General features: G+C 38.3%; 7 protein-coding genes and 1 pseudogene. 5 read left to right on the plus strand and 3 right to left on the minus strand.

Annotated features, from left to right (window positions below):
• Window positions 1–2 precede the first annotated feature (2 nt).
• Window positions 3–1,850, plus strand: a complete 1,848-nt coding sequence (locus tag QT16_RS08885) for an ABC transporter ATP-binding protein (protein ID WP_039488048.1) — start codon at window positions 3–5, stop codon at window positions 1,848–1,850.
• Between the two features lie 127 nt (window positions 1,851–1,977).
• Here QT16_RS08885 and QT16_RS08890 read toward each other — a convergent pair whose 3' ends face one another.
• From QT16_RS08890 to QT16_RS08900, 3 genes are all read right to left on the minus strand, one after another.
• Window positions 1,978–2,397, minus strand: a complete 420-nt coding sequence (locus QT16_RS08890; protein ID WP_002963227.1) for an MAPEG family protein — start codon at window positions 2,395–2,397, stop codon at window positions 1,978–1,980.
• A gap of 189 nt (window positions 2,398–2,586) precedes the next feature.
• On the minus strand, window positions 2,587–4,974 hold the full coding sequence (locus tag QT16_RS08895) for a tetratricopeptide repeat-containing diguanylate cyclase (RefSeq protein ID WP_039488050.1): 2,388 nt from the start codon (window positions 4,972–4,974) through the stop codon (window positions 2,587–2,589).
• A gap of 177 nt (window positions 4,975–5,151) precedes the next feature.
• Complete coding sequence (locus tag QT16_RS08900; RefSeq protein WP_039488053.1) at window positions 5,152–6,255, minus strand: endonuclease/exonuclease/phosphatase family protein; 1,104 nt, start codon at window positions 6,253–6,255, stop codon at window positions 5,152–5,154.
• A gap of 506 nt (window positions 6,256–6,761) precedes the next feature.
• Between QT16_RS08900 and QT16_RS08905 the strand changes: the two genes are divergently transcribed.
• The 4 genes and pseudogenes from QT16_RS08905 to QT16_RS20575 all read left to right on the plus strand — a co-directional run.
• Window positions 6,762–9,053, plus strand: a complete 2,292-nt coding sequence (locus tag QT16_RS08905; protein ID WP_039488063.1) for a peptidase U32 family protein — start codon at window positions 6,762–6,764, stop codon at window positions 9,051–9,053.
• 10 nt (window positions 9,054–9,063) lie between these two features.
• Window positions 9,064–9,723, plus strand: a complete 660-nt coding sequence (locus tag QT16_RS08910) for a glutathione S-transferase (RefSeq protein ID WP_039488055.1) — start codon at window positions 9,064–9,066, stop codon at window positions 9,721–9,723.
• Window positions 9,724–9,859: 136 nt separating this feature from the next.
• Window positions 9,860–11,122, plus strand: coding sequence for a valine--pyruvate transaminase (locus QT16_RS08915; protein ID WP_039488057.1), 1,263 nt, complete (start codon window positions 9,860–9,862; stop codon window positions 11,120–11,122).
• A gap of 177 nt (window positions 11,123–11,299) precedes the next feature.
• Window positions 11,300–12,011, plus strand: a pseudogene (locus QT16_RS20575) (helix-turn-helix domain-containing protein); the annotation flags it as partial.

The following is a 12,011-nucleotide window of genomic DNA, read 5'->3' on the forward strand; positions in this document are numbered from 1 at the left end:
AAATGTATCGATTATTTGAAAAAATGACAAAAGCATTTCCTGAGGACCAACCCACTCAGCCGCCTTCTACTTTATTTGCTTTTTGTCGTCACTACACCAAAGGAATGGAATTGTCGTTGGTGCTAATGTCAATCAGCGCCGCCATGCTCGCTATTTTAGAGGTTTCTTTATTTAGCTACATGGGCCAACTTGTTGATTGGTTAACGGCCTACACACCAGAAACCTTGTTTGTAGAGCAAAAATCAGAACTTATCAAAATGGCTGTCATGCTCTTACTGGTATTGCCCGTAGTCGTATTTTTTCATTCTGCTATTTTGCACCAAGCATTACTGGGCAATTACCCTATGTCGATTCGCTGGTTAGCGCATCGTTATTTACTGCGCCAAAGTGTTAGCTTTTATCAAAATGAATTTGCAGGAAGAATAGCCACTAAAGTACTGCAAACTTCTTTAGCCGTTCGCGAAACAGTGACCAAACTACTCGATGTATTAATGTATATCGTGGTTTATTTTGGCTCAATGGTATTTTTAGTTGCCGAAGCTGATTGGCGCTTAATGATCCCTTTATTAGTTTGGTTGGTTTTATACATTTGCGTGCAACTTTACTTTGTACCGCGCCTTAAAAAAATTGCCAGCTCACAAGCCGATGCGCGCTCAGAAATGACCGGCCGTATTGTTGATAGCTACACCAACATTTCCACTATTAAATTGTTTTCGTATACCCAGCGTGAAGAGCAATACGCAAAACAAAGCATGGATGTATTTTTACAGCCTGTGTACAAGCAAATGCGCTTAGTAACCAGCTTAAACTTTGTTATTCAAAGCTTAAATTACCTATTAGTATTTTCGGTTGCCGCTGTATCACTTTATTTATGGTCACTTAGTGCAATTAGCGCCGGCGCCATTGCAGTTGCTGTTAGTTTAGCGCTTAGATTAAACGGTATGGCGCAGTGGATCATGTGGGAAATAAGCAGCTTATTTGAAAACATTGGCACCGTAGCCGATGGTATGAAAACACTGTCAAACCCTATCGAAGTTGCCGATAAACCAAACGCTAATACGCTTAACGTAAGCCAAGGTGCCATTGAGTTTAACAACGTACACTTTAATTACGGAAAAGCTGCAAACGAGACTAATCGCAGCCCTGTAATGAACGGTTTAAACTTAAATATTAAACCTGGCGAGAAAATTGGTTTAGTTGGTCGCTCTGGCGCGGGTAAATCAACACTTGTTAACTTATTACTGCGTTTTTATGATACCGACTCTGGAACAATAAAAATTGATGGGCAAAACATCACAGACGTAAGCCAAGAAAGCCTACGCAGATATATAGCCATGGTAACGCAAGATACCTCCTTGCTTCATCGCTCAGTAAAAGACAATATTTTGTACGGTCGCCCCGATGCAACCCACGATGAGATGATTAACGCCACCAAACAAGCTAAGGCGCTTGAGTTTATAAACGACTTGGTCGACAGCAAAGGTAATAAAGGCTTTGATGCACAAGTGGGCGAACGCGGTGTTACGCTTTCAGGCGGTCAACGCCAACGTATTGCTATTGCACGTGTACTTCTTAAAAACGCTCCAATACTCATACTCGACGAAGCCACCAGCGCACTCGACTCAGAAGTAGAAGCAGCAATTCAGGCAAGCCTTGATGATTTAATGACAGGTAAAACAGTAATCGCGATAGCGCATAGGCTCTCAACCATTGCACAAATGGATAGATTAATTGTACTTGATGATGGCGGCGTAGTTGAGCAAGGCACTCATGAAGAACTAATCGCTAAAGGCGGGATTTACGCCGCTCTGTGGACTCACCAAACGGGTGGGTTTATAGGCGTCGATTAGCCATTAATATTACCTTACTGTAGACGTGGTTTATATTCTGCTGCTACCTAAACAAAAAAGCGAAGATGCCTTAGAGGCTCTTCGCTTTTTTTATCGTTATAAATAAATTTTATAACTTTTTTATAAATTAAGAGATTAGCCTTAACCCTATCATTATCAGCATAACCACATTAGCAAGTACGCCGATTAAAAAAAAGTAACTACGTGGGCTTGGGTTTTTCTCCGTTGCTATAGCGTAGTACAGCGCCATGTGAATTAAACGCGCAATTAAATACACCCAAATACACATTGCAAAAATCGGGCTTTGATAATTAATTACAAACGCAAATAACACCGTACCTATAAATAATGCACTGTTTTCAAGCGTATTATGAAACGTACGATGTGCTCTAAATATAAAGCTGTCGTGCGATAAATCCTCGTCAATTTTACCTGGTACAGCATTTGGTTCTTTAGCTTTGCTAAACGTAGCCACAGCCCACTGTACAAGCAACATAATTAAATAGAGGTAAAATGCCAAATAGGCCGAAAGTGCAACTTCAGTCATTATTAAATCCCTTGTTTTGTTTTTAACTTAGTATTGATTGCAATTTTAAAGCCTAAGTTAATACACTGATATTCAAAGGGTTAATTTAATAAGCCTAATTACATATGTAAGTAACACACAGCATTGTATAAAATTTACTTGTTATAATTTTAAAAAATAACATCAAAACTAAACTGTATACTGCTGGGTTTACTCCGATCTAAAAAGTTTAAACTCTTCAAGCGAAGCATCCCATAACGCTACCTGATTACGCCCCAAGGACTTAGCCTCATAAAGAGCTAAATCAGCCTGTTCAATTAACTCAGAAGGTGTTCTGGCTTTAAATTTAATAGACGTAACCCCAAAGCTACACGTAACAGGAATATCATCAAATGTCGCTTTTTCCACTTTAATACGAATAGCCTCAGCTATACGTATTGCTTGCTCTTGAGTTGTGTTGGGCAAAATAATACAAAATTCTTCGCCACCAAAACGGGCCACGCTATCACTTTTACGTATATTAGCTTGTAAAAGCTCGGCTACGCCACAAAGTACTGTGTCGCCAATGCTATGCCCATAGGTGTCGTTAACGCTTTTAAAATGATCAATATCGACCATTAAAATACAGTACTCTTCAATCTGAGGTAAATCCAAAAAGTCGCGATTCATAACCTCAAATAAAATACGACGGTTATAACAATTGGTTAAAGGGTCTCTTGCTGCCAAATAGTCTAACTCTTCATTACGTTTTTTAGAGGCAATAAAACTTCTATAAACCAGTAATACAATAGCTAAACAAGCGGCTAATAAAAATGCGAGCGCAATACTGGCGTATTTATTCTTTGATAGCTCTAGCTCTGATATAACTCTAGCTTGGGCGGCGATTTCAATTTGATTATTTTTCTTTTCAAGCTCAAGCTGATGGCGTTTTTCTTTTTCTCTTAACGTCTCAAGCTCTATTTCCATTTTGTGCGAATGTAAATGTGCTTTTTCAAGCGCCAATTTATCTTCATTTCTTTCATTTTGAATAATATCGGTTAGGGCTATTTCTTCTTCTGCATAACGAAGTGACTCTTCTATACGACCACGCAATTTTTCTGCTATTCGAATTTCACGATAGGCATATAGCATATGTAATTTATCATCTATTTCGGTTGATAAAGCGAGTGACCTTTTCAGTAAGGAAATCGCCTCATTTGTATCAATACCAATTAAAATGCCCGCAAGCGCAGTAAGCGACTTTATCTCATAAAGTTTACCACCTGTTTCTCTGGCAAACGACAATGACTCTTTGTAATACTCTATAGCCTTGTTGTTATTTCCTTGGGCACGATAAATATTACCAATAATACGTGCTGTTGTAGAAATGTACGATGTAAGGTTTTTGTTTTTATAAGTGATATAAGCTTTTTTAGCATATTGCATCGCTGATGCTAAGTCGCCAGATTCGAGGTTAATAACAGCCATTTCTCTTAAAGCTGAAGCGAGCGTTTTTTCCTCGACCATACCTTTTGGCAAATCGATAGTTATTTGATAGAAAAATTCGGCCTGATCAAACTGCCTTAATCGTGTATAAACCAGTCCCATTTGATTTGATGTTTTAGCAATCCCAAGCATGTTATTAACTTTTTTATAATATAAATATGCCTCATTTATATGTTCAAGTGATTTTTCATAAAGATTAATATGACGATAAATAATACCCGCCCCTAGTAATGCTTTAGCAAAGCCAACAGGATCGTCAATGTCTTTATGTATTTCTAATGCGCGAGTGGAGTAATCAAGGGCTAAAACTAAGTTATCTAAATAACGGTGTGCTTCTGCTAGTGTATTTAAAGTACGCGCCATTAGCTTTAAATCACCTAAACTTGTGTATATTTCTAAAGCTTTTGTATAAAAGTGAGCCGTTTGCTCTCTATTTTTGAGGCGTTTGTACGACTGAGCTAATTTTTTATACGTTTCACCTAACTGTCTTTGTATTAATTCGTCTTCGTCAACAAGGTATTTTAAAGCAGATGTATATTGCGCGTTCGCGTTATCGTACTTTTTTTGCCCATAAAACGAATCTCCCTTAATAAGTAGCACTTGCGCTATAAAAAAGTCATCGCCATACACAAGGGTTGTTGGTAATAAAGTTTCAATGCGGGTAGTAAGTTCGTCATAACGTTTTTCTTCTAATAATATATTTATATAATTAATAGACGCCTTTATTTGGTTTCGTGAATCATTTAATTTGCTGTAGTAAACAGAGGATTGTAAAAAGTGCTCGAGCGATGCATTAATATTGTTATTTTTTTTATTCGCCCTACCTAGCAAGTTATGTAGCTTTGCGCTGAGTAACGTGTCATCAGCACTTTGCGCTTGTGACAACAACGACTTACTTAGTTCAATACTTGTTATAACGTCAGTATCTATAAGTAATTCAGCTCTTTTTAGCAGCCCTGCATTAGATTCATTAGTTAAACTGTATGAGGTGGTTTCTTGTGCGTAAGCGCTGTTTAAGCTAACAAACAAAGCAAAAAGCAAAGCTTTCACTAAAAATGTAAAATTATAAATTCGCTTTACAATGAAACTATGTATTTGCGAAGGTAAATCCATATTTCGCTTATGATTCAAGTAGGTATAAAATTCCATATTTACCATTTTAGTAATTTATTATTAATACAATTCAAAAGACTGGTGATAAAATATACAAACCGGCGCAATACATCAAGTATTGCTGCTATATGAATACTTTTAATTTATAATTTTAGCATAATTATGCATAGAGCAAGCCTAACTTCTTAGTTTTAGTGTAACTAACACAATTCCATGATCGGTACTTAAATCATCGCGCTCAAATTCGGGATTAATTAAGTGACGATCATAAGTATTATACTCAATCACCTCAAAAAAACTGCCAAGGTAGCTGGCATCAAACTCACATGATAATAAAATATAATCAAGCACGGAGCTGCTTGCGCCATAATAATGTGTTGGTGCTCTTAAAGGCATAAGCTTAGTTGTATTAACATTTTTTGCTTCGTTTTCATCAGCTAAATCAAAAATGCTATGGCTTTCACTATGGCTTATTTCATCGCTAGCCATTGCCTCACCATTAGACGGTTCATCTTCGCTTAGCTGCGACTTAACAAACAAATCCCATGAATCATTTAAACAATATTTAGCGAGGTAGGTTTTAGCATCAAATGCAGGCGCAAAGCGTAGCGTACTTGTCAGTAAATGACTTAATACGCCATCCGCAAGTTCATTATTAAAGTCCCCCATTAATAGCATTGGTTGCTGCGTAGCTTCGCGGCGAGCAATCATTTGTATCATTAGCAATGTGGCTTCACTGCCACGCTGAATCGTTGAGCCCCACCCACCCGCTAAATTGGCTTTTAAAATCTCAATTATGTTTTGCTCGGGCGTAAGCTCTTTATTGTGCTCGTCAACATTAATCATTGGCCGCTTAGATTTAAAATGCACCACATAACAATCGGTATTGCCTATGTGCGGCAACACTATGGTTGCTCTTAATACTTTACGACTAAAAGTAAACTCACTATTAAGGCCAAGCATACTTGCAAGCTCACTATCGTGATCAACCGCTGCCACTTCAACTATGGGGTATTTAGAGGCAATCGCCACTACGGGGCGTTTATAAATAAAGTCGTCAATCACCTCTGGCGTATCAACTACTGCAAAGTAATTATAACCTTGCTCGCCTACTAGCTCTTTTAATGAGTCAATACTAAACACTTCCTGAAAACCAATCACATCAGGGGCGTGTTCTGTTAAGTAATCAACAATCCAACGCTGCTTTTTAGCCCACTGCTGCGCGGTATAAATTTTCTCAAACTCATAGTATGCATTGGGCGGCTCAAGATAGTTAAACAGGTTAAATGTGGCTATTTTTAGTTGGGTGTTAATAATTCCAGATTCATCACTGTTTAAATCTGTATCTAACTGTTTAAGATCTTGATTGCTGATGGGGTTCGCCTAAGTAAAGTTGAAAGTGTTGCCTGCTTATAAACTATCATTTTATTACATGTTTACGTAATAAATCAGCCACCTTAATTGTAATTTTATGCACTCTTTTATTCTATACCAATCCGCAATAATACTTAATCATTTTGCGGGGCTAAACGTGTCGCTACCTGTGTTAAAAAATTCTCATTTACGACTGCATGGATGCAGAAGGTAGAGCAATGCAGGAGCAATTGCCGAGAACAACTAAATAGCGAATTTTTTGCCTAGCTATCAACACGTTTTTCCAGCCTCAAAATAGATCACTTAATTAAGCGAATTGGTATTAGTCTTTATTATATCCCTCAATAAATAGCATTAACGTGCTTAACCATATAAAATTCGCGGCAATTAAATATGAGCAAAGCGACATTGTAATGAGTAGAAAGATTGAACTATTAGCCCCAGGCGGTGATGTTAACGCGGTAAAAGCCGCCATTGTAGCCGGTGCTAATGCGGTTTATTGTGGATTAGATACCTTTAATGCACGTAACCGAGCGTCTAATCTTTCGTTTGATGAGCTTAACGGCGCACTTCGCCTAGCCCATGAATACGGCTGTGAAATATTTTTAACGCTAAACGTAGTTATATTAGAGCACGAAATGGGCGCGCTATTTAAGCTACTTAACCAACTCGTAAATACCACGCTCGATGGCATTATTGTGCAAGATTTAGGGTTGTTCAACATTGTTAAAAAGCACTTTCCTACTTTGCATATTCACGCATCGACTCAGTTAACTACGCATAACGAATCACAGGTTGAGTTTTTAGCGCGCATTGGCGCTACACGTGTAAATTTATCGCGCGAGCTTAACTTAACTGAAATTAAAATATTGACCGACGTAGCGCACAAATGCGATGTATTAACCGAGGTGTTTGTACATGGTGCATTGTGTATTGCGTTTTCGGGGCAATGTTATTCAAGCTCAGTAAGTGTGGGTAACTCAGGTAACCGTGGTCGTTGCTCACAAGCATGTCGTGATGAATACGAGCCAACCGCTATGGGTAACAAACACCCATTAAACTTAAAAGACAATTCAGCCTATTTTGATTTACCGGAGTTGGTAGCCGCGGGTGTTGACTCGTTAAAAGTAGAAGGCCGCATTAAAGGTGCTAACTACGTTCATACCGTTATTGATAGCTGGCGCAAACAAATAGATACCTTTGTACAAACAGGTAATTTAATTGAAGACGATTCAAGCTTATATAAAGTATTTAACCGTAATTTCACTAATAAGTTTTTGCAAGGTGACATGACAAAAAACATGTTTACCGACAACCCGCGCGACCATAGCTTTGATCACGCTAACGAAAAGAGTAACGCAATTTCGGTTGTGCAAATTTACGATGCACAACAAGAACTCGCCGCAGAAAAAAATGACATTGATACGTTAGTTAAAAAGAAGATTGAGTTTTTAGATATTTCAAAACGAGAACTACGCTTTGAGTTTAGCGGCCAATTAAACCAGCCATTTACAGTCACACTGACAATAAACGATAAACACGACAACACCCTAGCAGAGCAAAGCGCCCTTCAACCTCTACGCTTTGAAGTTCAATCGCAAATGCCTATGCAAACCGCCGATAAATCGGTTGTTGATATTGCAGCTATTGATAAACGCTTTAAAACCTTTAGTAATGCCAATTTTGAAATTAAAAATATGGATTACTCAAACTTAGGCGACAACTTGAGCATTCCGTTTAAAGAGCTTGCCCGTATTAAGAAGCAAGTCGCGTTTTTATTAAACGAAGGCAAAGACGTCCTCGCCCCTGTTGAACTGCCAAAACTAGTAAACCACCCTAAAGCCGACAACAAAACAACACTCTCTATTTTAATATCGGACATAAAAGACGTTCATCTATGTGATTTAACAGGTGGCGATGTTTACTTTAAATTACCAGAGAGCTTTAGAACCGATAACGATAAATACATTAATGTATTTTTAGAGCACCCACAGTTAATTCCGTGGTTTCCGGCGGTGTTAATTGGTAAAGATTTTGAAGAAGCGGTACGTTTGCTCGAGGTTGTAAAACCTAAGCTTATTATTAGTAACAACACAGGCGTTGCATTTAAAGCAGTACAAATGGGTATTGACTGGATTGCAGGCCCGTTGTTAAACACCACAAACTCTTATGCGTTACTAACACTACAAGAAGATTTAAACGCAAAAGGCGCGTTTATTTCAAACGAAATAAACAAACCACAAATGCGTAATATTAAACGCCCTAACAACTTTAAAATGATGTACAGCATTTATCATCCAATACTAATGATGACTAGCCGACAGTGTTTTTTCCAGCAAACAGTAGGATGTAAAAAACCACGTATTGACGCAAGCTGTATGCTGAGCTGTAAAAAAGAAACTACCGTTACCAATGTTAAAGGTATTAGCTTTGCTATTGATAAGCAAAAAGGCGGCTACCCAAGTATTTATAACCATGAGCAATTTTTAAACATGGATATTGTGAGTGACTTTGCCGACAAATTTGACGAGTTTATGATTGATTTAACCGACATTGGTTCAGGCGATAAAGAAAAACTGGATAAAGCCGTGTTACTTGCGCATTTTCAAGATTTAATTAACGGGCAAACACAAGCGGTTGAACACTTAAATAGCTTGGTTAAAGTACAAACCCGCCAGCAGTATGTTGAAGGCCTAAATAGCTAAGGTAACTAACATGACATTGCCATTATTATATTCATTACAACACTGCCCATACGCAATGCGTGCACGAATGGGTATTTTAATGGCAGAGCAACAAGTACTTCTACGCGCTATAAAAACTAAAAATAAACCGCCGCATCTATTGCAAATATCGCCTAAAGGCACTGTGCCTGTTTTATTACTGCCTAATAACCAAGTTATAGATGAAAGCCTCGATATTATGCTGTGGGCTTTAAAGCAAAACGATCCGCATAATTTACTGCATACTCAAGACCCATTAGCACTTGAGCGCATGCTTGAGTTAATTAAGCTAAACGATACGCAATTTAAACCTGTGCTCGAAAAGCACAAATTTTATGCGCGTACAAAAGACATGGCACAAATTTATTACCAAAAAGCCTGCGAAGAGTTTATTAAGCAATTTGAAGCAAAACTAACCACCCATAAATACTTGATGGGCGATGAAAAAAGTCTAGCCGATTATGCCCTGCTGCCATTTATTAGACAGTTTGCCCGTGTAGATAAACACTGGTACTTACAAAGTGAATACACGCATGTACGCGCATGGTTAAACGAGTTTTTACACGCCCCCATGTTCACCAAAGTCATGGCCAAATTTGATTTGTATATGGACTGCGGCGAAGAGTTTTTATACGGCGTTAAAAAGTCTTAAATTAGCCTTTGTTTTATAAGGAATTACATTACTTTAACTAGCTGTAAATCTCAGCATTGAATTATTCTCATCATCGGATTTAAGCCCTATATTTACGCTATACTGCCCTCCCCATTATTAACAAACGCTATGCATTATGAACTACTCAAACTTTGGCACTAAATTTACACAACCCAACGGCATTACCCAATTAATGGAAGACTTAGGCGGTGCTAAAAACAGTAACAATCCCAATATTGTTATGCTGGGTGGCGGTAACCCCGCATTAGTACCACAAGTAAATGAGGTTTTTTTAAGTGAATTACAAAAACTTGTTGCCAGCAATAAAGTATCGCAGGTGTTTGGCCTTTACGATGGCCCAACCGGTAACGACGAGTTTAGAGCCGCATTAGCTGGCCAGCTAAGTAAAGAGTACGCATGGGATATTAGCGCTGATAACGTAGCACTTGGTAATGGCAGTCAAGCTAACTTTTTTGTGCTGTTTAATATGTTGGCAGGCGAAATGCCGGATGGCAGCCATAAAAAGATTTTATTCCCCCTCGCGCCAGAGTATATAGGTTATGCCGATCAAGGTTTATCGGCTGATATGTTTGTTGCCATAAAGCCTGATATCGAAATTTTAAATACAGGCAGCACATCAAAACAGTTTAAATACGTCATTGATTTTAAAGCAGTTGAAAAAACACTAGCAAACGACAACAGCATAAGCGCGCTGTGCGTATCACGCCCTACCAATCCAACAGGTAATGTAATTACTGATGATGAAGTAAAACACCTTGATTTGCTTGCTAAGCAATATGGTATTCCACTCATTATTGATAACGCGTACGGCGATCCGTTCCCAGGTTGTATTTACACCGACGCAAACCTAACGTGGAACTCAAACATTATTTTATGTATGTCACTTTCAAAACTGGGCCTACCGGGTTTACGCAGCGGTATTGTGGTTGCCAATAATGAGATTATTAAAGCAATTGGCCGCGTAAACGGCAGCATGGTTTTATCGCCAAATAGTATTGGCCCAAGCTTAGTGACACGCTTAATTAACGACGACGAACTACTGCCACTGTGTCGTAATGTTGTACTGCCTTTTTATCGTAATAAAGCACACATAGCAATTGAGTTGTTTGACGAAGTATTTGCCGAACTGCCTGTTTATTTGCACAAAGTTGAAGGTGCATTTTTTATGTGGCTGTGGTTTAAAGATGCAAAAATAACAAGCGAGGTGTTGTATCAACAACTTAAAGAGCAAGACGTGTATGTGATCCCAGGTCACAACTTTTTTATCGGCATTAACGATGATTGGGCGCACAAGCACGAGTGTATCCGTATTAACTATGCTACCGATGCAGATACCCTAAAAAAAGGCTTAGAAGCGATTAAAAGCCTAATAAAGTAAATATAACGATGCCGATATTAATATCGGCATCAGTCATTTAACTCGCTTATATATTCGTTTGAAATTCATGCAAACGCACTTTATCCCCTTTAAATTTATATACAAGTTGGTATCCTACGCGCCCTTTTTTAACATATTGTCTCGTCCTGAAATGTGTTTACACATTTAGGATTTATTATGACCAAGTCAAATAATACACCGATCAAACGAACACAACGAGATTATTCATTAGGCTTTAAATTACAAGTTGTCGACGCTGTAGAAAAAGGCGATATGACTTATAAACAAGCCCAAAAAATTTATGGCATACAAGGTCGTTCTACCGTGCTTACTTGGTTAAGAAAACACGGTAAGATGGATTGGACTCAATCACCTAAGATAACTATGCCTACATCACCTAAAGCCAAAGAAAGTCCCGCTCAAAAAATAAAACGCCTCGAACGAGAGCTTGAAGATGAGCATTTAAGTAACCTGTTACTCAATGAAGTGGTTAATATTCTTGACGCTGAGCATGGGACAAGCCTTCGAAAAAAGTATATTGCCAAGGAGCAAGAAGCCTTCAAAAGCAAAAAATAGTTAGCTTAGAACGTGCTTGCAAGCTGCTTGGTATAACGAGACAAGCGATATATCAACGAGAGAGCAGAGCTAAATTGCGTGCGATTGAACTCGCACCAGTTAAAGCGATGGTATTGGAAATACGGCGTTTTATGCCGCGTTTAGGCGGAAGAAAATTATACTTTCTACTTAAACCCAAATTCATAGAGCAAGGCATAAGTTTAGGTCGAGACGCTTTCTTTAGTTACCTGAAAAATGAACATTTATTGGTTAAGCCTAAGCGTAGTTATACAAAAACTACGTTTAGTAAACATTGGATGAAAAAGCATCCTAA

It is taken from the genome of Pseudoalteromonas distincta (assembly GCF_000814675.1).
Lineage (GTDB): Bacteria > Pseudomonadota > Gammaproteobacteria > Enterobacterales > Alteromonadaceae > Pseudoalteromonas > Pseudoalteromonas distincta.

What these genes read in the sequence shown, in the direction of transcription:
- QT16_RS08890 (WP_002963227.1), bottom strand. Translation starts at nt 2,397, where the DNA reads ATGACTGAAGTTGCACTTTCGGCCTATTTGGCATTTTACCTCTATTTA.
- QT16_RS08910 (WP_039488055.1), top strand. Translation starts at nt 9,064, where the DNA reads ATGACATTGCCATTATTATATTCATTACAACACTGCCCATACGCAATG.
- QT16_RS08885 (WP_039488048.1), top strand. Translation starts at nt 3, where the DNA reads ATGTATCGATTATTTGAAAAAATGACAAAAGCATTTCCTGAGGACCAA.
- QT16_RS08905 (WP_039488063.1), top strand. Translation starts at nt 6,762, where the DNA reads ATGAGTAGAAAGATTGAACTATTAGCCCCAGGCGGTGATGTTAACGCG.
- QT16_RS08915 (WP_039488057.1), top strand. Translation starts at nt 9,860, where the DNA reads ATGAACTACTCAAACTTTGGCACTAAATTTACACAACCCAACGGCATT.
- QT16_RS08895 (WP_039488050.1), bottom strand. Translation starts at nt 4,974, where the DNA reads ATGGATTTACCTTCGCAAATACATAGTTTCATTGTAAAGCGAATTTAT.